This window comes from gamma proteobacterium SS-5, from assembly GCA_009497875.2.
GTDB classification, from domain to species: Bacteria; Pseudomonadota; Gammaproteobacteria; order Chromatiales; family Chromatiaceae; genus Magnetovirga; species Magnetovirga frankeli.
This window is the reverse complement of the sequence record CP032508.2, coordinates 1886681-1908661: the sequence shown is the minus strand read 5'-3', so window position 1 is coordinate 1908661 and position 21981 is coordinate 1886681. Positions and strand designations below refer to the sequence as shown.

Sequence of the window (21981 nt, the reverse complement as noted above, 5' to 3'; positions counted from 1 at the left end):
AACCAGGGGGCGCAGGCAGAGGCCAGGGTTCAATGCACCCGGCGCATGGCCAGCAGGCTGATGCCGATGACCGCCAGGCCGGGGACCAGTGCGGTCAGGATGGGGTTGAAGCCGTACACCAGCGCCATGTAGGCGATGGTCTTGTTGCCCATGTAAAAGGCCAGGCCGATCAGGGTGCCGACGAAGATGCGCCGCCCCAGGCCCACGCTGCGCAGGCTGCCGAACAGGAAGGGCACCGATAGAAACAGCATGGCCAGGGTGACCAGGGGCTTCATCAGCTTGCCCCAGAAGGCCACCTCATAGGGCTGTGCCTGCTGGCCGTTGTCGCGCAGGAAGTGGATATAGCGATACAGGCCCCAGATGGGCAATATGTGTGGCTGCACCACCACCACATCCAGCAGGCCGGGGTCGAGGATGGATTCCCAGTCGGCCTGATCCAGCAACTCTATCCGGGTGCCGGTCTCATCCAGGTGGGTTCGGCGGATTCCCTCAAGCCGCCATAGCCCCTGGCCATAACTGGCCTGTTCGGCCTGGGTGGCGTGCAGCAGGCGCCCCTGGGGGTCAAACTCATAGATGAAGATGCCGCGCAGCTGGTTGCCCGGCAGTATGCTGCGGATGTTGATGAAGGTAGCGCCATCCCGCGCCCAGAAGCCGTATTGGCTGCGCAGGGTGATCTGACCGGCCTGCAGGTCGGCGCGCATCTGCTGGGCGTATTGCTCGCTGGGTGGGGCGATCAGCTCTCCCAGCGCCACGGCGGCGAGCATGAGCAGCAGGCCGGTGCGCATGATGGAGCCGATGATGCGCCCTAGTGAGATACCGGCCGAGCGCATGGCGGTCAGCTCGGCGTTGGCCGCCAGGCTGCCCAGGCCGCCCAGGCTGCCGATCAGTACCATCACCGGGAACAGCTCGTAGGCGTAGCGCGGCAGGGTCAGCAGGGTGTAGATCAGGGCCGCCGTGGTGCTGTATTGGCCCTTGCCCACGTCCTCCAGCTCGTTGAACAGGTTCATCACCCCCAGTAGGATGAGCAGCACCAGGCTGGACATCAGGGTGCCGAGCAGCAGCTGGCGGCCGATGTAGCCATCCAGTACCCTCATCGCTGCGCTCCCTGCAGCAGGCCCCGTAGCTGGGTCGAGAGATTCCGCTTGCGCTCGGCCATCCACAGGGAGTCAAACAGCAGCAACAGCCCGGCCAGGGCCAGCATCAGCAGGTGAATCCACCAGCGCCCGAGCCAGTCGGGGGTGACGCCCTTGATCATCCAGCTGCCGGACAGGGCCTCGAGGTTGGCATAGATAAAGAACACCAGCAGGGCCAGCACCATGCGTCCGCCCATGCCCTGGCGCGGCGGGGCCCGGCTCAGGGGGATGCTGAGCACGGCGAACACCAGCACCGAGAGGGGGGCGAACAGGCGCTGCTGCAGCTCGGCGCGATCCGCCAGCTGGGGTGAACCCCACAGCTCGGCGGTGGGACGCAGCTTGGGCTGCATCTGCACCGCCTGGGGATCGGCCTCGGCGATGCGCACGGCGTATTTGTCGAAGCGGGAGATGCGGTAATCGGCCCGCCCCGGCTCGCCGTCGTATCTGTAGCCCTGGCGCAGCACCATGTAGCGGCTGCCGGTCTGGGCATCGGTGTATTGATAACCGTCGCGGGCGCGGACTATGCCCAAATCCTGGGGGTTGCGGTGCTGGATGAAGATATTGCGCATCTGGGTGCGGTCATCGGCCAGCTCCTCGACGTAGAAGATCAGATCCCCACGGCTGGATTCATTGAATTTGCCCGCCCCCAGATTGAGCATGTCGGCCTGATCATTCTGCTGTTCCTTGTACTCGGCCAGCTGATGATGGGCCCAGGGCCTGGCCAGCAGGGACATGGCCCCGGCCAGCAGCATCGCCGGCACTATGGCCCAGGCATAGGCGCGAAAGATGCGCAGCCGACCCACCCCGCCGGCCAGCAGGGCGGTCATCTCACTGTCGCGGTACATGCGCCCCAGGGTCATCAATACGGCGAAGAAGAAGCTGGTGGTGAGCAACAGGCCAAAGCCCTTGACCAGCTCCAGGCCGAGCATGATCAAAATCGTATCCTGGGCAATGTTGCCGGCGGTGCCGCGCTCCAGATAGCGGATAAAGGTATTGGCGGCGAGGATCAGCATGAGCACCGAGAGCAGACCCAACAGGGTCTTGATGACCTCGCTCATCAGGTAGCGGTCCAGGACGCCGAACAGCGGGGGTGCGGTGGATCTCATGGGCGGGAATGATACGGCCAATGGGGGTTCAGGTGTAGGCCAGCCAAACCAAACCCGGCCGGCCCCTGGGCTAATCCAGTGCCTGCTCCCTTATCCCCCGTTGTTTCCAGTCGCCGGCCACCCGCCTGCACCCCATGGGGCCGAACTCCAGGCACAGGGGCCGACAGTGATGCATGCTCAGTTGGGCAATCTGCTCAAAACGCAACAGGCCCAGGTGATAGGCGGCGTGGCGAAAGGCCGCGCCGTGGCCGACAAACAGCTTGAGGGTGGCCTGATCATGGGCCGACCGCGGCAGTTGCCGCATGCGCTGCTCAAGGTGACGGGCCACCCGCTGGCCGGCCTGAAGCAGGGATTCGGCACCCTGAAGGGGCAGGCAATAGTGGCTGTCTGACTTCCAGTTGGCGGGCGGGACCGGGTAGCGCGGGTCCTGCTCCAGCACCTGTTCGATCTGCCGCAGGCTGAGATTGGCGGCGCTGCCCAGGCCGCGCTCGGCCAGATCCTCAAAGCTCTCCAGCTGACACCTGTAACCGTATTCCTGTTCAAGCCGCTCGGCCAGTATCTGTGCCGTCTGCCAACCACGCAGCAGGCAGGAGCTATCGATGACCGGCTCCAGCCGCCAGCCATGCCGGTGCAGCAGGGCCTGAACCTGCCCGGCGGCCGCCGCCGCCTGGGCCCGTCCCTTTTCGGTCAGGGGAAAGGGCTGGTGGGCGCTGGGGGTGTCTGCCAGTTGCCGGTAATCGGCGTGACGAATAAGGGCGGCGATCATCCTATGGATTCCAGATTGGGCCGATTATCCTAAAAAGAACGTAACTATTCAGGGGTCATCCCCATGAAATCGGGCCACCGCCCCTCGTAGAGGAGCCGCAATGCCTGTTCGGAAGATACCCCATTTTTCTGGCAGGTGGACAGATAGCTGCGGATGCGTGCAAAGATTCTTGCCCCGAGCTCTGAACGGAAACAGCCGGAGATCTTCTGCTGAACTTTGCTCATGCGCAGATCCCGTTCTCCCTGATTGTTGGTAAAGGGCACGTCGCGTTCCACCATGAAGCGCAGGACATCGGTCTCGAACTGAATCAACCGTTCCAGCAGGTTTCGAGATTTGGATCGTTTCAGCCGGCCCCGCTGTCCCGATTTCCGCTGAGACTCATCCGGTGGTGGACACTCGATCTGTCCCGCTTTGAGCAGTTGTCGGTATCGTTCCCGGAAGGCCTCGGCCTGCGTGCTGTTCAACACACCGCCCGCCTCATCGACAGCTTTGTTGATCTCCAGCAGCAGTTCCTGCACCTGTTTGGCCCACTGCTGTTGATCCTGCTCCCAGGCGCGCTCCAGCTCCCGCAGGTGGTGAGCGTTGCACAACGCGTGGTAACAAAGAAGCTGGTAGTAGGGCTTCCAGTGGTCGTGTACCAGGGTGCCGGTGTACCCGGGAAGGACCCCCATCGCCGCTATGGCCTCGCCACCGCGTTTGTCATGGGGCATCAGCAGGGTCAGGGTGGCACTGCATAGCACATGCAGCCATTTGCGTTTTCCGCCGATGTTGATCCCGGTCTCGTCGGCATGCAACAGGAGCGCCCGCGACAGCTCGCGCTTTGCCCAGTCCTCAAACGGGGCCAGCATTTCGTAAACCTCCTTGTTGAAGTTGTAGAGGCTGCCGGCACTCAAGGGAAGGCCGAACTGATCGGCAAAGTGCTCCTCGATGCGCTGGTAGGGCAGCAGTTGGAACAGCGACATGTAAACCGAGTGGATTTTGACCCCGGCGGCGTACTGGGTCTTGACCTTGACATGATCCGGGAAGGGAGCGACCACGCGTTGCTCCCGTGCATCGGCCAGGATCTCGGCCCGATATTCCGTGACCACCCGGGAAATGTGGATATCGAACACCTGGCGGCGCTCATAGCCGATACACCGGAAGATGCCATCGGTGGGAAGCGTGGCACGATCCACCGGGAGCCACTCGACATGGTCCGGATCATCGACCAGTTCCAGGTGGTGGCCCGTATGGCCTTTCTGGGCACCGGGGGTATTGTTGTTGCCGTTTTTCCCCGCCTTCTTGCGATTGGGGTCAGTGGACGGGGGCTTGGAGCTGTTGCGGCTATTGAGACCCAGTCGGTTCAACAGCAACGTGGTCAGGGTCAGCAGCAGCTCCAGCGATGCACGCAGCGCCGGTGAGAGGTTTTTCTCCTCGTCGAGCTGCCGTCTGACCGACTCGAGGGTCTGCTCGACCGGGATGTTGTCGATTATCATGGGCCGGGCTACTCGAACACTTCGCCGGCTTCCACCGCCATGATCGAGGACAGTACCGCCAGCCGTTCGGCAGGAGGCATGGCCTGATAGCGTCGCCCCCAACTGTGTGCCTTGCGTTTGATGCTCTGGCGGTGCGTGAAGTTGCGCCCCGCAAAGCTCGGCCAGTGCACCCGGTCCGGGGTGAAGTTGAACCACAGCTTCTCGGTTCTGACCCCGGCCTGATTCATCACCTGCAGTTCCAAGGTACGCCACTCTCCCAGCAGATCGTCGTAGAGCGCCGAGGGATAGCCGGAGAGGATCACCGCACAAGGCAATTGCTTGAGCAGTTCCAGCAATTGCACATGATCACTTTCCTCGTACTCGAAACGATAACGGCGTTTGGAACGGCGGGTGTGGTGCAAATAAGGGGGATCGCAATAAATCAGTTCCCGACCCTGAAAGTCGAACGAGCGGAGAAACTGATGGGCGCAGCCACAGACCTTCTCGATCGGATAGTCACACTCAAAGTGGGCCAGTGCAGCCGGATCGAGATCAATGGCAATATTGCGCAGCGCCGGTGGCTTGCGCTGCATGATGGTGCCACCGCCAAGATGGGTCTCGATATAGGTGTCGTGGGGCGGCATCAGGGCAATGATCGGTTGACACAGACCTGAAGTCGCTTTGGAACCAAAGTAGTTGCTCATGAGAACAGCCCATTCTCAAACAGAGGATGGAACACAGCATAGATGGGCCTTCCTATGCTGTCAAGGGCAAATGTAGGTGATTTTTTGGTTCGGAGAGTTATGGCTTGGCTCTGACGGGCACTTTATTGAAGCGCCCCTGAATAGTTACAAAAGAACATTTGTGGCTGCTTAGGCCCTAGTCAAAGCCATCAGCCGTCAGCCATCAGCAGTCAGCCGGATGGAGCGCAGCGCTGTCCTGAGCGCCTGCCGAAGGACCTGCCGAAGGGCGTAATCCGGGGTCAATGCCTGCCCTGATCCTTCCCCGACCCTCAGACCCCGACCTGGCGTGCCAGCCTGAGGGCCAGCTCGGCCAGTTCCGGCTGTTTGAGAAAGCCTGCCACCTTGTCGCTGGACACCCATTTGCGCCGACGGTAACCGCTGTCCCAATCCGAATCAGGCACCATCTGCTTGACCTGCATGGAATATACCTGAACCTGACAGGGGCTGCCCCACTTGCTGTAGCTGTAGTCACCCAACGCCTGTTGGCCCAGCTCGCCGCTGAGGATGCCGGCCTCTTCCCTGGCCTCCTTGGCGGCGGAGTCCTGCGGGCTCATGCCCGGCTCCTGGATGCCCTTGGGCACCACCCAGTGGCGGCCGCTGCTGGAGCTGACCAGGAGTATCTCCACCCCGTCCTTGCAGATGCGATAGGGGATCACCGCCGATTGCCGGTAATAGTAGGCCGGACGATCCCGGTATTCGGTGCCCGCCTCGGTGACAAAGGGAAACTTCTTGGGCAGGCCTTGGGGGCGGATACAGTCGAGCAGGCTGGCGCTGCCGGGGCCGAGCCGGGTCCAGTCATCGGGCAGCTGTAGCCGCGCCAGGGTAGCGGTGGGCAGCAGCTTGCCATCTTCCGGCAGGCGCAGGTCATCGCCCAACAGCCAGACAAGCAGCTCTTCCAGGCCCGGGTTGTGCCCCACCAACAGCAGGCTGGGCGGCTCCGGCGGGCACTCCGCCAGTACCTGCAGCAATTGCTCGCGGCTGGCCTCGTAGATGCGCGAATCCTGTCGAATGTCGGCGGCCGTCCCACCCATGGCCTTGATACATTTGCGCGCGGTCTCCAGGGCGCGCACGGCGGGTGAACTGAGGACATAGGCCGGGATGTGGCCCTGTTGCTGCAGCCAGACGCCTACCCGTTGCGCGCCGCGTTTACCACGGTCCTTGATCGGCCGGTAAAAGTCCTCCAGGTCGTTGTTCCAGTCGGATTTCCCGTGACGCAGCAGCAGCAGCTCTCGACTCATGACGCCAGTACCTCCAGACATTGCGGGATCAGGCCCTGAAAATCCAGACCCCCTCGCACCTCATAAACCGGCACCCCGGCCAGGGCCTGTAGATATTTCTCTGCAGGCTGGGTGTCATCAGCCTGCAAAAACCGGCCACTGGCGTCCTGATAAAAGGGGCCGGGGGATTTCATCAGGGCAGCGAGCAAATCCGGCCGCCGGTTTAGCTCTACTTGCTGCAAAAGGACGGGGCTGGTGTCCTGGCGATCCCAATTGAGCACGATGAAGGCGGCCAGGGGGGCCTGCTCGGCGATACAATCCGGCCCGTAGATCCGATCCAGAAACACATCGTGCTTTTCTTCCAACTGCCACAGATCGTCCTCCGCCAACCGCCGCCAGGCGGCGATCTGATCGGGGCGGACCAACTGCCTCAGGCGGGGATTGCCCACCAGGGTACCGGGGTTGACCCTGGGCAGCTTGGGGATACCCCGTGCCTGTACCTGCCTTGATTCGGCACGCAGAAACAGGCGGTCGTTGGTCAGATAACGCATCTGCGGCCGGTCCATCAAATGCAGCATCAGGGTGGATTTGCCGCCACCGGAGAGGCCGGCCAGGCCCAGTGCCCGGCCCTGCCAGACCAGGCCTGCGGCATGACAGATCAGCCACTGGCGCTGTTGCAGCCAGTTCATCAGTTGGCTGTTGATGAAGTTGATCAGCTGATTGTCGTGGCGCAGACAGGGGCCTGCGGCTATGGGTGAATCCTGGCACTGCAAGAACAACATGCCCGTGCGGACCTTGCGTATCAACCGCGCCTGGGGCAGATCCACATAGCTGTCCTTGCGCCCGGTCTTGCCCGGTTCACGCCGCCAGTGGTGAAACTCCAGGCCTGTTTGCACGGCCTCGCGCTCTATGGCAATCACCTCCATGGCATCCGGCCCCGGCTCGCCCAACACCGAGTGGAAGTAACCGCGCAGCCGCCGCAAGAGCGGCGGTGAATTGCTGCGGATACGCAACAAACAACCAGCGCTGCGGATAAACAGCCCATCCGCCAGGGGCCTATGCCCATCGAGCAAGACCGTCGCCGCGCTGTTTTGATCCGAGATCTGATTTTCCTGCATGATCACTCAGGCCCCTGGCCTTTGATATCAGCCCAGGCAACAAACCCTGGGAGCCTGTCGGCAGATCGGGATGGCGCGGCTGGATCAGTGAATGCTGGGTACGCTGCCGAAATTGGCCATGCTGCTACAGCCCAGGCAGCGCCCGCTACTGGCGCTGGAACGGCTGGAGCTGGAACGACTGGAGCGGCGTGAATCGCTGCTGTCGCGTACCTTGACCACGCGGCTGGCCGGGGACCGGCCTACGATACTGATGGTGGCATTGGATTTGCCGTGCCTTTGCACCAGGTTGAAAAACTTCTTGGCGTTGTTCGGGTGCAGGCGCACGCAGCCGTGTGAGGCGGGGCGGCCGAGACGGGAGATGGAGGTGGTGCCATGCACCGCATAGCCCTTGTGGAAGAACACCGAATAGGGCATGGGGGCGTCATCATACTTGCGCGAGTAGTGCATGCGTGAGAGCCACTGCGGCTTGAAGGTGCCATTGGGGGTGATATAGCCGCCCCTGCCGGTGGAGACCTTCCAGGTGTACTCGTGGCTACCGCCTACATAGACCTTCATTTCCTGATCTTCCAGGTCGATCACGGCCTTGATGCCGCCGGAACGGCCGGAGCGGGATACCCCCCCCGAGCGCATGGCCAACTGCACCGGCTCGGCGTCCTGTGCCCGCAATTCCTCCAGCACCGATGGCCCCTGAGCCGCTGCCGAACCCATGAAACCAACCAGGATCAAACCCATGGAAAAAATACCCGCACAACGTTTCATCTCAACCTCTCCTTACTCAACCATCTTGGGGTTAGCAACAATAGGAGAATTTCTACCTTAATGCAAAACTTGAGAAAGATCGGCTAAGTTAAGACCTAACATAAATTCATAATAAACTTTATTAAACAATATGTTGCAATTGACTTATAAATAAAAAATCAGCATTAAACGGGCAAGGATCCGAGCCGGATCGGGCCAATCCGGGCCACCGGTTGCAGCGGGCCATAGCTCAGAATTAAAATAACATTGTTACTCTAACTCATTATGGTTATTTAATTTTTTCTGATTTAGCCATCAAGTCCCGAGTTCCCAGTCCCAAACCCCAGAGCCGCCAAGAGCCGTTTCATGTCCCGGGCTGCCCCACACAGGGCGCAGACAGGTGTGGGGGCGCTCCATGGGCGTTACCCCAGCCGCGACATTCGGCATTCGGCAGGATCAGGCCCGGTCGAAGGGAAAGGCCAGCACCTGTTGCAGGCAATCGCCACCTTGCAGCAGCAGCAGCAGGCGATCCAGCCCCAGGGCCACGCCGGCGCAGTCGGGCAGGCCCTGCTCCAGGGCGGCAAGCAGGTGTGGGTCCAGGGGCATGGGCTCCTGGCCCCGCTGGCGGCGACGGGCATTGTCCTGCTCGAAACGCCGCCGTTGCTCGACACCATCACTCAGCTCATAAAAACCGTTGGCCAGTTCAATGCCTTGCAGATACAGCTCGAAGCGGCAGGCCTGCGGGCCGCTCGGGCCCTGCTCCAGGCGCGCCAGGGCGGCCTGCGAGGCCGGGTAGGCATAAACGAAACTGAGCCTGTCCTGGCCCAGCCGGGGCTCGATCAGGTGGCTCATGAGCAGGTCCAGCCAGGCATCCCGCTCCAGCCCGTCGCTGGCCCGCACGTCCAGCCCCTGTTGCTCGGCCAGGCGTTGCAGCTGCTCGGTACTGGCGCTATGCGGGTCCATGGCCAGATGCCGGGCAAACAGCTCGGCGTAGCCGATACGCTCCAGCGGCCACTGCTGCCCGCTGACAAAGGCGATCAGCTCGGCCACCTCGTCCATCAGTTGCAGGTGATCAAGGCCAGGCCGATACCACTCCAGCAGGCTGAATTCGGGGTTATGCAGCCGACCGGACTCGCCGGCGCGAAATACCTTGCAGATCTGATAGATGGGGCCACTTCCCGCGGCCAGTAGGCGCTTCATGGCAAACTCGGGGGAGCTGTGCAGCCAATGCCGCCGACCGGCGTGGAACAGGGCCATGCTATCGATGGCCGGGTCCGGGTTGGCATGGGCCGAGAGCAGCGGGGTCTCCACCTCCATCACCCCACGCTGGTGAAAAAAGGCCCGCAGCCGGGCCAACAGCTCGGCCCGGGCCCGCAGCATGGCCAGGCTGGCCGAGGGACGCCAGGACTCAGCCACCAACGGCTGGGTGTGGGTCACTAGGCCCGGCTGACGTATTCGCCCTTGCGGGTATCCACCTTGATGCGCTCGCCGATCTGCACGAACAGGGGCACGCGCACCACGGCCCCGGTCTCCAGGGTGGCGGGCTTGCCGCCGCTGCCGGAGGTATCGCCCTTGAGACCCGGATCGGTCTCGGTGATCTCCAGTTCAACGAAGTTTGGCGGCTCCACCGAGATCGGTTCGCCGTTCCACAGGGTCACCACGCAGCTGTCCTGCTCCTTGATCCACTTAGCGTTGTCGCCCAGGGCCCCGGCACCGGCCTGGTACTGCTCGAAGCTGTCCGGGTGCATGAAGTGCCAATACTCGCCGTCGTTGTAGAGAAACTGCATATCGGTCTCCATGACATCGGCCGCCTCCACGCTCTCGCCGGACTTGAAGGTCTTCTCCAACACCCGACCGGTACGCAGATTGCGCACCTTGACCCGGTTGAAGGCCTGCCCCTTGCCGGGCTTGACGAACTCGTTTTCGACAATGTTGTAGGGGTCGCCGTCCAGCAGGATCTTCAATCCGCCCTTGAATTCGTTGGTGCTGTAGCTGGCCATGACAGTTATTTCCTCGCTGGGGTAAAAAGCTGGCGATTCTAATGGAGCCGGGCCTGGCTTTCCAGCCGATAACGGTCGATAACAGACAGACCCCGGCCCGGCACGGGCGACAAGTTCCCAGCTTTCGCCATCCGACGCTTTGGGGTACCTTTGCGCCCCGAAGCTGGCCATGCCGGATTGTCTGCCAGAAAGGGCCGTGTAGCGCGCCGTGCCGCCCCTTTACCCCGGATTCCGCCCTTCGACAGGCCCTTCGGCAGGCTCAGGACAGCGCTCAGGACGGCGTGGCGCTCCATCCGGCAGCTTCCCCTGCGTCCCTTTTGCCTCCGGCCTGGCCGGATCAGGAAATACTCGATTGAGCAGCCCCCTAGCCCACTGCATCTCCGGCCAGAGCCCCTGGCAACAGGCCCTGGCCGAGGCCATCACCTGCCCCTCTGAGCTATTGCATCTGCTGCGCTTACCGCAACAACTGCTGCGCGATCGGGTCTGGACGGACTCGGCCTTTCCCCTGCGCGTGCCCCGAGGCTATGCCGCGCTGATGCGCCCGGCCGACCCGGATGACCCCCTGCTGCGTCAGGTCCTGCCCCTGCAGGCCGAAAAGCTGCACAGGGCGGGCTTTGTCAGCGACCCGGTGGGCGATGGCCCTGCCCTGCGCGCCCAGGGCCTGTTGCAGAAATACCCCGGACGGGCCTTGCTGATCACCACCGGGGCCTGCGCCATCCACTGCCGCTATTGTTTTCGCCGCCACTTTCCCTATCAAACGCAGCAGGGCCTGGCGGACCGGTGGCGCTCCAGTCTGGAGCAGCTGCGCCAGGATGCCACCGCCGAGCTGGTACTCAGCGGCGGTGACCCCCTGACCCTGTCCAATGCCCGTCTGCGTGACCTGCTGTTGGCCCTGCAAGGGCTGCCCGACCTGCGTCGGCTGCGCCTGCACAGCCGTCTGCCGCTGGTCCTGCCGGAGCGTATCGACAGCGAATTTATCGAGCTGGGTGGGCTTATGCCCGGTCGGCCGATCCTGGTGATCCATTGCAACCACCCCCAGGAGCTGGGCGAGGCGGCCCGGTCGGCCCTGCAGCGGCTGCAGCGGGCCGGCTGGGTGCTGTATAACCAGAGCGTGCTGCTGCGCGGGGTCAACGACAGTGCCGCGACCCTGGCCGAGCTGAGCGAGCGGCTGTTCGATCTGGGCGTGCAGCCCTATTACCTGCACCAGCTCGACCCGGTTCAGGGCGCGGCCCACTTCGCCCTCAGCGATGAGCAGGCGCGTCGGCTGCAACGCCAGCTGCTCGGCCGCCTGCCCGGTTACCTGGTCCCCCGCCTGGTGCGTGAAATCCCCGGCGAGATGAGCAAAACGCCTCTGTAGGGGGGCCTGGGATATCCGCGGATATCCGCTATCCCCCCGCTTGCGCCCTCTGCTAAACTGCCCCCTCGGAACCAGCAGCCATCTCGGAGCCTCTTTGCCATGGGTGACCTCTCTCTCAGCGGCATCAGTTTTCCTGCCCAGACCCCCCTTGCGCCGGACTCTTTCCTCAACACCCCCAGGCGTACCCAGCAGTGGCTCAAGGGCCTTGCCAAGATGCCCCTGGCGCGTATCGCCCACCAGGGCTACAAGGCCCTGCGCACCCTCAACCGCAGCACCCTGCCGCTAGCCGACCGGCACCAGGTCAGCAGCCTGTTGGCCTTACCCCTGCTGCACAACAGCCAACGCCTGGAGAAATATTTTCTCAGCCTGAGCTTTCCCCTCAGCGAGATGGACCACAAGCTGGCGCAACTGGACCGCGCCCTGTTGCACGAAATGGCGCTGGCCTGCAAGACCCTGCTGCGCGACCAGCTGCACCAGGGCGGTCGTCAGGCCGATCTGCTGCTCAGCCTGCAGCAGACCCTGCAGCTGCAACTGGCCGGTCTGCGCCAGGCGGCCCTGACCTACCACGGCTACCCGAAGAACTTCTGGGGCGAAACCCAGCCCGTCTTCGCCCTGGCCCGTGCCGCTGGACTGGCCCAGAAGAGCGCGCGCAACGGTCTGTCGAGCCAGCCCCAGCGACTGCATGCGGAGAACCTGTACAAGCAGATCCTGCTCCTAGGCCTGAGTGATCACTATCGCCTGCGTCAGCAGGACATACTGACCATACTGAACCATCTGCCAAGCTGGGCCGAGGCCACGGAACTGACCGAAACCGGCCCCGCCAACGGTGACTGCGACGGCCTGTTCAGCCTTGATCTGCAACGCAACCGGCCGCCCCTGCACCTGTCCCTGCTGGCCGCCAATCAGGCCGCCCAACCCCAGTTGTTGCTCGACGCCCGGCCCCTGCTGCAACGCCTGCGCGAACTGCGCAACCAGGCCCAATGGAACAACCTCACCGGCCAGTACGAAAGCCAGGGCCTGACCGGCAAGACCCTCGACCACCTTGGCCTGGTCTGGCGCACCGTGCCACCGCGCAGCGACTCGCGCACCGACCTGCACTTCGAACTGACCATGGTAGTAGGGCTGGGCCAGATCTGTAGCCTGTTGCAGAGCATCCAGCTGGAACAGCCCCGCCCCCCCATGGGCGTGCTGGCCGATATCAGTCAGCGCAGCGCCAGCCCGGATAATTGGGTGGCGGAGCCCGAGGTTGGCCTGGCCGAGGAACCCAGATCCCAGCCCTACCTGGGCATGGACCTGGGCCAGATCGACGAGCAGATCTACCTGGCCCAGGACAGCAGCTTTCATGCCTGTGGCTGGCAGGAAGAACGCAAGGCCAGTCTGCAAAACTACAGCCTGGTCAACCAAAGCAGCCGTGGCTACTGCATCCGCTGGAACACGCAGAATGCCCCGGCGATCAAGCTGGGCGAGCTGTTGGGCATCCGCGACGACGACAATCCACAGCGCTTCGGCCTGGGTATCAGCCGCTGGATGAAGTACGAGAATGAATACAGCCTGCTCGGCATCGCCCTCATCGCCCGGGACTGCCAGCCGATTCAGGCGCGCCTGGCGCACAACGACAACAGCCCGATCCACCCCTGCCTCCTGCTCGACCCGGCCGAGGGCGAAGACACACCCCGCCTGGCCGCGCCACCACTGGCCTTCCGCGCGGGACAGGAGGTGAGCCTGTTTGACAGCCTGAGCCAGACCCAGATACGCCTGCTCGACCTGATCGAGGGCAGCGCCGCCTTTAATCTGTTCAGCTATGAGGAATCCGGCCTGACGTACGGCGACGGGCATGACCTGACCCAGCCCCTGGCCGACCAGCGGACCGACCCCTGATGCCTGCGGATGCCGACAGCACCAGCGGTAAAGACCAGGGCAAGACCCCGGACACTAGCGTTGACAAGGGCATTGACCAAGCAGCGGAAGGGCAGGCCCAGCCCTTGCACCTGTTGTTGCTGGACAGGGACATAGCCGCCCCCAAGCAGCAAACGGCGGCGCTACGCCAGGCCGGTTTTCACCTGCATCCACGCATACTGACCAACCCTGATCGGTTGGAAAAGGCCCTGCTGCGGCAGCAGATCGACATCCTCATCTGCAACGAAGGCAGCTTTGACGGCAACCAGGTGCTGCAGGCGGTGGCCAGGCTGCGACCGCAGCTGCCGGTGCTGCTGATCGGCCCCGAGCGCGAGGCCCAGCGCCTCGGCGAGGTCCTTGCCCTGGGTGCCCGCGACCTCATCCCCAGGGATGACCTGCCCCTGCTCTGCCGCGTCTTCCGCCGCGAGCTGGACAGCCTCAATCAGCAGCGCCGGGCCGAGGCCCTGCGCCAGCAGCTGGACCAGACCCAGGCCCAGTTCGACCAGCTCATCGACCACTCCACCGAGGCCATCGCCTATCTCGACCAGGGCCGTCACCTGCAGGTCAACCGCGCCTATCAGGACCTGTTTGGCTTCATCGACGGTGCCGAACTGATCGGCCTGCCCCTGGCCGCGCTGGTGACCCAGAGGGATCGGCCGACCCTGGAGCTGCTGCTCGACCGGATTGCCGAGCACCAGGCCAGCGGCGAGGTGGAACTGGGCCTGCGCAGCCAGGAATATCGCCAGTTCGACGGCCTGCTCCGCTTCGCCCCGGCGCAGTATGAGAACCACCCCTGCACCCTGATCAGCATCCGCAACCTGAGCCGGGCGCGGCTGATCGAGCAGCGCATCCAGCTGCTCTCCGACCGCGACAGCGAGACCGGCCTGATCAACCGCCGCCGCTTCGTCAACCAGCTTGACGAACGCATCCCTGAGCTACAGCGCGGCAAACCCGGCAGCCTGATCTACCTGAGCATCCACAACATGGCCAGCATCCGCGTACACGCCGGCGAGCGGGCCAGCAGCCGGCTGTTGAGCGAGATCGGTGCCGAACTGACCCGCATGGGCAAGCAGGCCGGGCTGTTCGCCCGCCTGGGCGACCACAGCTTTGCCCTCTTCTGTCAGTATCAGGACAAGGGGGCCAGCGCGCACCTGGCCGATGCCCTGAGCCAGCAACTGCACCAGCGCAGCTACGCCACGCCGCTGCCCGAGGGGGTTCGACCACGCTTCAGCCTGGGCCTGGCCGAGGGCAACGGCAACACGCAAAGCGGTGAGCAGTTTCTGGAACAGGCCTTTCACGCCTGCGAGGAGGCCCGCCAGCGCGGCACCGGCACGCCGGTCTGGTACGACAGCCGCCGCCATGGGGACGACGCGGGCCGGGGCGAACAGACCGACGCCGAGGTGGTGGAACTGATCGACGACGCCCTGGCCTGCGACCGCTTCCGCCTGTTCTACCAGCCCCTGGTGAGCCTCAACGGCGACTCCCGCGAACACTATTCGGTACTGGTGCGCATGCTCTCCAGCGACAACCAGACCCTGCTGCCGGAGCGCTTTCTCGACTACGCCAAGGACCACGACCGCATGGCCGCCATCGACCGCTGGGTGATCAAACACGCCATCGCCGAGCTGGGCCGACAGCGCCAACAGAGGCACCGGGTCGGCCTGTTCATCCAGCTCTCGGCGGAGAGTATTCGTGACCAAGACCTGCTGCTGTGGCTGTGCGACTGCCTGCAACAATACGACGCCAAGGGCCCTTGGCTTAGCTTTCAGATCGCCGACCGGGACGTGCGCGGCAATCCCAGCCGCAGCCGGGAGCTGATCAAGGGCCTCAAGCGCATCGGCTGCCGCTTGGCCATCAGCCAGTTTGGCGTACTGGCCAAGTACGAGAGCCTGCTTAGGCACCTGCCGCTGGATTACATCAAGCTGGATGCCTCCTACCTCAAGCAACTGGCCAGCGACGGACAGCGCCAGCGCAGGCTCAGGGACATCTGCCAACTGGCCAAGGCCAATCAGGCCCAGGTGATTGCCGGTGAAGTGGAAGAAGAGGACTGTCTGAAGGTTCTGTGGGAGGCCGATGTGCACTATGTGCAGGGCTATCTGCTGCAGGAACCGGTCGAGTCGATCAGCTCGGACCCCATCGAGCAGCCGATGGCTTCAATCCAGTAGCTGGAACAAAAAAGGACGCAGAGGACGCAAAGCAGCGCGGAGATCGCAGAGTTGTCAGGCTTCTTACAAAAAAATTCAACCCACTGCGTACTCGGCTCCGGCCCCAGCACTCGCCCCATGATCGCTGGGGTTATCTGAGCGGGGCCAAAGCCAGCCCTACCAAGGCATGACGTTATTCATGAAGGACATGGGGCGGCCGATGTTCTGATTCAGCACCGACATGTCACCGCGCATGTTGTTGGTAGCCCAGGACATGGACTCCATGGAGCGGCCCATCTGCTGCATGTTGGTCAGCATGGGGTCGAGATTATCCACGCTGCGGTCGATGGAGACCATGGTCTGGTTCATTTCCCGCACGTTGCGCGTCAACTGCCCCATATTCTCCGACACCGATTGCATGTTGCCGGCCAGTACCGTCATGTTGGTATCCACGCTGATGGCCAGATAATGCACATCCTTGGCCAGGCTATAGACCAGATAAAAGCCATATCCGGCCAATAGAATGAAGGCGAACAGGGAGGGATAGACGATCAGCTCCCAGCGCCTGGCGCTGTTTTCAAAGGCGGCAGAGAGCCGGTCGAAGGACTGGGCAGAGACAAAGTCCTGCTGGCGTCGCTCAATGATCGGCTTCTCGCCAATCGGTTTCTCGCTGTGCTCTTGTGCGGACATGGCAATCTCCGGTAGGCCCCCAGGGTTCAGGAACAGGCCATTGGCTTTGACCTGCATATCAGAAATAGATTATAGGCCCAAATTACCTGGGTTATTGGAAATAATAAATCACCCCAAAGGGATAGACCCCTGCTTGGTGCCGGCGATTGCCCCCACTCTGGCCTCGCGCATCAGCCGCTTCATCTCGGCTACCGCCTCGCCCAGGCCGCAAAACAGGGCACGGGCCATGATGGCGTGACCGATGTTCAGCTCGGTAATGTCGGTGATGGCCGCCACCGCCTGCACGTTGTGGTAGTCCAGACCGTGCCCGGCGTTGACCTGCAGGCCGAGGGAGCGGCCAAGCTCCACCGCCTCGGCGATGCGCCGCCATTCACGCTGGCGCGCCGCGCCCCTGGCCTCGGCATACTGGCCGGTGTGGATCTCCACGACCGGGACCTGACACGCCCGCGCCGCCTCCAGCTGCTCGGGCTCGGCGTCGATGAACAGGGAAACGCGGATGCCCGCCTCGGCCAGGGCCGCGCAGTAATCACGCAAATAGGCCAGATTAGCGGCCACGTCCAGGCCACCCTCGGTGGTCAGCTCCTGGCGCTTCTCTGGCACCAGACAGCAATCCTCGGGCCCATAGCGCCGCGCCAGCTCCAGCATCTCGGTGGTGGCGGCCATCTCCAGGTTCATGCGCGTGAGCAGCATCTGCCGCAGCAGCTCCACGTCCCGCTCCTGGATATGGCGCCGGTCCTCGCGCAGGTGCAGGGTAATGGAATCGGCCCCGCTCTGCTCCGCCAACAGGGCAGCCTGCAGGGGCTCGGGATAGCGCGTGCCCCGCGCCTGGCGCAGGGTGGCAATGTGATCGATATTGACGCCCAGCAGGATGGGCTCGAAAGGGGTCATGGCTGTTTCCTCTTGTACAGGGCGCGAAACAGTTCGCGGCTCTTCAGCGGGCGGCTGCCCAGGTAATGGCGCAGGATGCCGCGCATAAAGGGCCGGGCCTCGGTCAGCAGTTCGTCATCCAGGGCCAGCTCTCCCGCCAGGGCCAGCAGCAACTGGCCTGAAACACCTGGCCCGGCGCTGGCCCCAGCGGGTAACACCCCAGTCTGCACGGCGTAATGGTAACGCAAATCCCCCCGCACCGGCGCGCCCTCAACGGTCTGGGTCAGATTCAGGTCATAGCCCAGCCCGGCCAGCAGCCCCACCTCAAAGCGTCGCAGCACCGCCTCGGCATTGTCCTGCCCGTCCTGTCCTGACTGCCCGGCCAGTTGTGCCAGGCTGCGGGCATAGAGGGCGAACAGCTCGGGGCTGGCATCCTGCCGGGGCAGCAGGCGCAGCAGCAATTCGTTGAGGTAATAGCCGTAGAACAGCCGCTCCCCCTGCTGCAGCAGGGCCGCGCTGCTGGCCTCGTGCCGGATCAGGGTCTTGACTTCGCCCCTGCCGCTCCAGGCCAGTTCCAGCGGCACAAAGGGCTGCAAATGCCCACCGTGCTTACCCGCCTGGGCCCGCGCCCCGCGCGCGATCAGGGCCAGCCGCCCCGAGTTGGCCGCAAACAGCTCAAGCAGCAGGCTGCTGTTGGAATAGGGCCTGCGGGAGAGGACAAAGGCGGGTTCAAGGGGGGATTCAGCGGCCATGATTGGGAGGTTTGAACCTAAGGCTCATGGAGCGGACAGCTCCACCCCGGAACATGAAACATCTCCTAATCGATGGGACGCAGAGGACGCAAAGGAGCGCAAAGGACGCAGAGAAAAATGAGGCATAAGTAGCACGGATGAAGTGCGGAGAATCCGGGGTTGCCGCTGGGCAGGGCCACACCTACCCTTTGCACCTCCGAGCGCCCTTTCGAAATTTCTGGGGCTCGGAGCTCCAAGATTGACAGGCGGCAATGTTGTTTCACAGTAAGGCTCATGGAGCGGACAGCTCCACCCCGGAACATGAAACATCTCTTGGCGGCCCCGGAACTCGGGACTGGGGACTCGGCAGCCCGCGCTAGGGGCCAGCCTCATTGCTGTGGCTTGGCGGCGGGCGCGGCCCGCCCTATGCCGCACGCTGCCACGAGTTTCACAGTAACAGGGTTGGCTAAGGCTGGCCGCTGATAGCTGACCGCTGGCAGCTGACATCTGCCTACTCCGCATACCCCAGCCGGGCCAGGTTGGCCTCGTCCACCGCCCAGCTTTGCTTGACCTTGACCCAGACCTCCAGGTGCACGCGCTTGTCGAAGAACGCCATCATCGCCATACGCGCCTCGCTGGCGGATTGCTTCATCGCCTCGCCCTGCTTGCCCAGCAGGATCTTGCGCTGACTCTCGCGCTCCACCCAGACCAGGGCGTTGATCCGGTAGCGCTCTCCTTCGTCTTCGAACTTTTCGATCTCCACCGTCAGGGCGTAGGGGATCTCCTGGGCGTAGCGGCGGGTGAGCTGTTCACGCAACAGCTCGGCGGCAAAGAAGCGCTCGCTGCGATCGGTCAGTTCATCCTCGCCAAACAGGTTGTCCGACTCCGGCAGCAGGCCCAGCAGCAGATCCTCCAGCTTGTCGGTATTGATGCCCTTGGTGGCGGAGACCGGGATGATCTCGGTAAAGGCGTAACGGCTCGCCATTTGCTGCAAGAAGGGCAGCAGCTGCGCCTTGTCCGCCAGGCGATCGACCTTGTTCACCGCCAGCACCACCGGCCGCTGGGTCTCCGCCAGGGCCTTGATCACCTGTTCGTCTTCCTCGGTCCAGCGCAGGGCCTCCACCAGCAGCACGATCAGGTCCACATCCGCCAGCATGGCCTTGGCGGCGCGGTTAAGATAATGGCCCAGGGCGCGGCGCTTGCTATCGACGCGCTGGTGAATGCCGGGGGTATCCACATAGAGCAGCTGACCGCCGGGGCGGGTGTGTATGCCGAGGATGGTGTGGCGCGTGGTCTGCGGCTTATGCGAGGTGATGGCCAGCTTTTGCCCGATCAGGCGATTAAGCAAGCTGGACTTGCCCACATTGGGCCGACCAACCAGGGCGACATAACCGCAATGATTCAGGTCCATAGAGGCAGCCTCATTTTCTTGCATCGCATGATTGATCCCATGGCCTTTGCCACTTGTCGAGCCCCGGAGATGCCAAGAGATGTTTCATCCTAAAGAGAGCAGTTGAACCGCAGATTTCACCGATTTACACAGATTTTTCAGTGTGTTTGTGTGTATCGCCACTCACTTCATGCCCGTTAGGTTAACAACTCTGCGATCTCTGCGCTTCTTTGCGCCCTCTGCGTCCCTCTTTGGGTTACAGCTGCAGCGCATTAGGCATTTGCGGCCTACTCGACACCCAACTGCTCCAACATGGCGCTGGCGGCGGCCTGCTCGGCGCGGCGGCGGCTGCTGCCCCGTCCCTGGCTGTGGCGGCCGCCATCGGGCAGCTGACAGCTGACGTGAAATTGCTGATTGTGTTGCTCGCCAATCACCTGGGTTACCTCGTAGCTGGGCAGCTCCTCGGCGCGGGCCTGTAGCCATTCCTGCAGCCGGGTTTTGGGGTCCTTGCCCAGGCGCTTGGGGTTGAGCCCGTCCAGGCGCCGCTGAAACAGTCGCTCGATCAGGCCCTGCGCCGCTGCCATGCCGCCATCCAGATAGACCGCGCCGAGCAGGGCCTCGGTGGCATCGGCCAGGGTCGAGGTGCGATGCTGACCGCCGCTGTTGAGCTCCCCTGCCCCCATGTGCAGGCAGTCCGAGAGTTGCAGCTCCTGGGCAATCTCCGCCAGGGTCTCGCGCCGCACCAGGCTGGCGCGCAGGCGACTGAGCTGGCCCTCATCGGCACGGGGAAAACGCCGGTACAGGGCCTCGGCAATGGCAAAGCCGAGGATGGCGTCACCCAGAAACTCCAACCGCTCATTGTGCTCGCCACCGGCGCTGCGGTGGGTCAGGGCCAGCTGCAGCAGCCGGGGATCGGCAAAGCCGTGACCCAGCTTGCGGCTCAGTTGCTGCGCCGGGGTCACGGGACCTCTGCCACCTCGCTGAAGGTCACCACTACCGACAGGTTGCCCACCAGGGCCTCACGCACCTCGTAGTCGAGCAGCAGCTTGGTGCCTTCGCGGGTCTTTTCCAGGGTCAGGGTATCTATGTCGAATTCATAGACGCTGTTGATATTCAGCTGCTGTTCCATCAGTTGGCGCACCTTGCGCAGGTTGGCGGCCTCGGCATCGGTTTTTTGCGCGGTAAAGTTCAGGGCATCGACCACCGAGGAGTGGCGCATGTAGATGGGCGCGATCTTCATCAGCAACAGGGCACCGCCGATGATCAGGGAGATGACTATGATCCAGCCCATGCCGGTCATGCCCCGTTGTCTGTGTAGCACGTTTGTCATATCAGGCTCCTGTATTTGAAGGTTTTTGAATCAGCTGCAAACTATAAACCCATCCCAGCGAGGGCGGAACCCAAAAGCAAGGACGCAGAGGTCGCAAAGAAGCGCGGAGTACGCAGAGCGTTAAGTTAAATGGTTCCTGATTACCCAGGTATCTCAGCCCACGTCTGACATTGGCTTGCCGCGATGCATAGGGCGGTCCCTGGCCGCCATGCCCAGGCCGGTTGGGGCTAGTCGATCATCTGCCCGATGCGGCCCCAGTCGATGATGCCCGAGCGCTGGCTGTCCCAGTTCATCCAGATGACCATGGCGCGGCCGCGCAGGTGGCTCTCGGGAACGAAGCCCCAGCAGCGGCTGTCGTTGCTGTTATCACGGTTATCGCCCATGACGAAGTAGTGCCCGGCAGGCACCTCCACCGGGCCTTCTTGCAGCACCTGGCAACCGGGCACCAGGTCCGGTGCCATGGGATGCACCATAAAGGGATGCTGCGCCTCGCCGATCTGCTCCAGCCCGGTCAGATAGCCGCTGAAGCGCTCACCGGCACCCACGCCTTGATAAGGCCCGGTGGGCTGCTGGCGATAGATCTGACCGTTGACCAGGATGGTCTTGTGCCGGTAATCCACCCGGTCCCCCGGCAGTGCCACGACGCGCTTGATGTAGTCCATGCGCGGGTTTTCCGGGAAGCGGAACACGGCCACATCGCCACGCTGGGGCTCACCCAGATCGAGGATCTTGGTCTCCAGCACCGGCAAGCGCAGGCCGTAGGCGAATTTGTTGACCAGGATGAAATCACCGATCAGCAGGGTCGGCATCATCGAGCCCGAGGGGATGCGGAAGGGCTCGACGACGAAGGAGCGCAGCAGCACCACCACCAGGAACACCGGGAAGAAGCTGCGTGAGATATCCACCAGCCAGGGTTCTTTGACTTCAGGGGCAGAGGCACGCCGCTTGGGCCGCCAAAGCAGCACGTCCAGCAGCCAGATCAGGCCACTGCCCAGGGTCAGGGCAACGAGAATGGTGGGAAAGTCAAAATGCATTGTTTAGTATCTTAGTGTCTTAGTAGTTAGTATCTTAGTGATTAGTGTCTTAGCGGTTTAGTGTCTCTACTAAATTCTAAGACACTAAGACTCTATCTCCTTATTAGTATCTTAGTGATTAGCGTCTTAGTGGTTTAGCGCCCCTACTAAAATTCTAAGACTCTAAGACTCTATCTCCTTATTAGTATCTTAGTGATTAGCGTCTTAGTGGTTTAGCGCCCCTACTAAAATTCTAAGATTCTAAGATTCTACCTCCTTGTCTTCGCA

The 21981-nt window shown here is 62.8% G+C and carries 20 protein-coding genes; 3 read left to right on the top strand and 17 right to left on the bottom strand.

The window, feature by feature from the left end:
- Window positions 1-29: 29 nt before the first annotated feature.
- From lptG to efp, 10 genes are all read right to left on the bottom strand, one after another.
- Complete coding sequence (gene lptG, locus D5125_14025) at window positions 30-1094, bottom strand: LPS export ABC transporter permease LptG (GenBank protein QFY90506.1); 1065 nt, start codon at window positions 1092-1094, stop codon at window positions 30-32.
- Complete coding sequence (gene lptF, locus D5125_14020) at window positions 1091-2239, bottom strand: LPS export ABC transporter permease LptF (protein ID QFY90505.1); 1149 nt, start codon at window positions 2237-2239, stop codon at window positions 1091-1093. The genes lptG and lptF overlap by 4 nt, the downstream gene beginning before the upstream one ends.
- A 70-nt stretch (window positions 2240-2309) precedes the next feature.
- Entirely contained in the window at window positions 2310-3005 is a 696-nt protein-coding gene (locus D5125_14015) for a histidine phosphatase family protein (GenBank protein QFY90504.1), read from the bottom strand.
- 44 nt (window positions 3006-3049) lie between these two features.
- The gene (locus tag D5125_14010) at window positions 3050-4480 is read right to left on the bottom strand and encodes an IS66 family transposase (protein QFY90503.1); all 1431 of its coding nucleotides are present in this window, start codon (window positions 4478-4480) and stop codon (window positions 3050-3052) included.
- An 8-nt stretch (window positions 4481-4488) separates the two neighbouring features.
- Complete coding sequence (locus D5125_14005; GenBank protein QFY90502.1) at window positions 4489-5163, bottom strand: DNA adenine methylase; 675 nt, start codon at window positions 5161-5163, stop codon at window positions 4489-4491.
- A gap of 308 nt (window positions 5164-5471) precedes the next feature.
- Window positions 5472-6440, bottom strand: a complete 969-nt coding sequence (locus D5125_17155; GenBank protein ID QPB72170.1) for a histidine phosphatase family protein — start codon at window positions 6438-6440, stop codon at window positions 5472-5474.
- Window positions 6437-7537: an HprK-related kinase B gene (locus tag D5125_13995; GenBank protein ID QFY90501.2), complete on the bottom strand. Its 1101-nt coding sequence runs from the start codon at window positions 7535-7537 to the stop codon at window positions 6437-6439. The genes D5125_17155 and D5125_13995 overlap by 4 nt, the downstream gene beginning before the upstream one ends.
- Window positions 7538-7621: 84 nt before the next feature.
- Window positions 7622-8167: a L,D-transpeptidase gene (locus D5125_13990; protein QFY91172.1), complete on the bottom strand. Its 546-nt coding sequence runs from the start codon at window positions 8165-8167 to the stop codon at window positions 7622-7624.
- A gap of 564 nt (window positions 8168-8731) precedes the next feature.
- Window positions 8732-9691 carry an EF-P lysine aminoacylase GenX gene (gene genX / locus D5125_13985; GenBank protein ID QFY91171.1) on the bottom strand — a complete coding sequence of 320 codons (960 nt, stop codon included), beginning with the start codon at window positions 9689-9691 and terminating at the stop codon, window positions 8732-8734.
- A 20-nt stretch (window positions 9692-9711) separates the two neighbouring features.
- On the bottom strand, window positions 9712-10275 hold the full coding sequence (efp, locus tag D5125_13980) for an elongation factor P (GenBank protein ID QFY90500.1): 564 nt from the start codon (window positions 10273-10275) through the stop codon (window positions 9712-9714).
- 376 nt (window positions 10276-10651) lie between these two features.
- Between efp and epmB the strand changes: the two genes are divergently transcribed.
- The 3 genes from epmB (at window position 10652) to D5125_13965 (ending at window position 15693) form a co-directional block, all read left to right on the top strand.
- Window positions 10652-11632 (top strand): EF-P beta-lysylation protein EpmB, encoded by a 981-nt coding sequence (epmB, locus tag D5125_13975; GenBank protein QFY91170.1) that lies wholly within the window; start codon window positions 10652-10654, stop codon window positions 11630-11632.
- A 99-nt stretch (window positions 11633-11731) separates the two neighbouring features.
- Complete coding sequence (locus D5125_13970; protein ID QFY90499.1) at window positions 11732-13510, top strand: hypothetical protein; 1779 nt, start codon at window positions 11732-11734, stop codon at window positions 13508-13510.
- Window positions 13510-15693: an EAL domain-containing protein gene (locus D5125_13965; GenBank protein QFY90498.1), complete on the top strand. Its 2184-nt coding sequence runs from the start codon at window positions 13510-13512 to the stop codon at window positions 15691-15693. The genes D5125_13970 and D5125_13965 overlap by 1 nt, the downstream gene beginning before the upstream one ends.
- A 156-nt stretch (window positions 15694-15849) precedes the next feature.
- Here the strand turns inward: D5125_13965 and D5125_13960 are convergent, their stop codons facing one another.
- From D5125_13960 to lepB, 7 genes are all read right to left on the bottom strand, one after another.
- Window positions 15850-16317: a hypothetical protein gene (locus D5125_13960; GenBank protein ID QFY91169.1), complete on the bottom strand. Its 468-nt coding sequence runs from the start codon at window positions 16315-16317 to the stop codon at window positions 15850-15852.
- A 153-nt stretch (window positions 16318-16470) separates the two neighbouring features.
- Window positions 16471-17250 carry a pyridoxine 5'-phosphate synthase gene (gene pdxJ / locus D5125_13955; GenBank protein QFY90497.1) on the bottom strand — a complete coding sequence of 260 codons (780 nt, stop codon included), beginning with the start codon at window positions 17248-17250 and terminating at the stop codon, window positions 16471-16473.
- Entirely contained in the window at window positions 17247-17981 is a 735-nt protein-coding gene (gene recO / locus D5125_13950; protein ID QFY90496.1) for a DNA repair protein RecO, read from the bottom strand. Before recO ends, pdxJ begins: the two co-directional genes overlap by 4 nt.
- Window positions 17982-18471: 490 nt before the next feature.
- On the bottom strand, window positions 18472-19395 hold the full coding sequence (gene era / locus D5125_13945; protein ID QFY90495.1) for a GTPase Era: 924 nt from the start codon (window positions 19393-19395) through the stop codon (window positions 18472-18474).
- Between the two features lie 242 nt (window positions 19396-19637).
- A complete protein-coding gene (gene rnc / locus D5125_13940; GenBank protein ID QFY90494.1) occupies window positions 19638-20312 on the bottom strand; it encodes a ribonuclease III in 675 nt (224 codons plus the stop codon).
- Complete coding sequence (locus tag D5125_13935; GenBank protein ID QFY90493.1) at window positions 20309-20680, bottom strand: DUF4845 domain-containing protein; 372 nt, start codon at window positions 20678-20680, stop codon at window positions 20309-20311. Before D5125_13935 ends, rnc begins: the two co-directional genes overlap by 4 nt.
- 227 nt (window positions 20681-20907) lie before the next feature.
- Window positions 20908-21714, bottom strand: a complete 807-nt coding sequence (lepB, locus tag D5125_13930) for a signal peptidase I (protein ID QFY90492.1) — start codon at window positions 21712-21714, stop codon at window positions 20908-20910.
- Window positions 21715-21981 lie beyond the last annotated feature (267 nt).

Bases quoted from the DNA above. Each gene is read 5' to 3' on its own strand.
- lptG (QFY90506.1), bottom strand. From the start codon at position 1,094: ATGAGGGTACTGGATGGCTACATCGGCCGCCAGCTGCTGCTCGGCACC.
- D5125_14005 (QFY90502.1), bottom strand. From the start codon at position 5,163: ATGAGCAACTACTTTGGTTCCAAAGCGACTTCAGGTCTGTGTCAACCG.
- pdxJ (QFY90497.1), bottom strand. From the start codon at position 17,250: ATGACCCCTTTCGAGCCCATCCTGCTGGGCGTCAATATCGATCACATT.
- D5125_13990 (QFY91172.1), bottom strand. From the start codon at position 8,167: ATGCGCTCGGGGGGGGTATCCCGCTCCGGCCGTTCCGGCGGCATCAAG.
- D5125_13965 (QFY90498.1), top strand. From the start codon at position 13,510: ATGCCTGCGGATGCCGACAGCACCAGCGGTAAAGACCAGGGCAAGACC.
- D5125_14015 (QFY90504.1), bottom strand. From the start codon at position 3,005: ATGATCGCCGCCCTTATTCGTCACGCCGATTACCGGCAACTGGCAGAC.
- lepB (QFY90492.1), bottom strand. From the start codon at position 21,714: ATGCATTTTGACTTTCCCACCATTCTCGTTGCCCTGACCCTGGGCAGT.
- D5125_13995 (QFY90501.2), bottom strand. From the start codon at position 7,537: ATGCAGGAAAATCAGATCTCGGATCAAAACAGCGCGGCGACGGTCTTG.
- D5125_17155 (QPB72170.1), bottom strand. From the start codon at position 6,440: ATGAGTCGAGAGCTGCTGCTGCTGCGTCACGGGAAATCCGACTGGAAC.
- D5125_13935 (QFY90493.1), bottom strand. From the start codon at position 20,680: ATGACAAACGTGCTACACAGACAACGGGGCATGACCGGCATGGGCTGG.
- D5125_14010 (QFY90503.1), bottom strand. From the start codon at position 4,480: ATGATAATCGACAACATCCCGGTCGAGCAGACCCTCGAGTCGGTCAGA.
- era (QFY90495.1), bottom strand. From the start codon at position 19,395: ATGCAAGAAAATGAGGCTGCCTCTATGGACCTGAATCATTGCGGTTAT.
- lptF (QFY90505.1), bottom strand. From the start codon at position 2,239: ATGAGATCCACCGCACCCCCGCTGTTCGGCGTCCTGGACCGCTACCTG.
- D5125_13970 (QFY90499.1), top strand. From the start codon at position 11,732: ATGGGTGACCTCTCTCTCAGCGGCATCAGTTTTCCTGCCCAGACCCCC.
- efp (QFY90500.1), bottom strand. From the start codon at position 10,275: ATGGCCAGCTACAGCACCAACGAATTCAAGGGCGGATTGAAGATCCTG.
- recO (QFY90496.1), bottom strand. From the start codon at position 17,981: ATGGCCGCTGAATCCCCCCTTGAACCCGCCTTTGTCCTCTCCCGCAGG.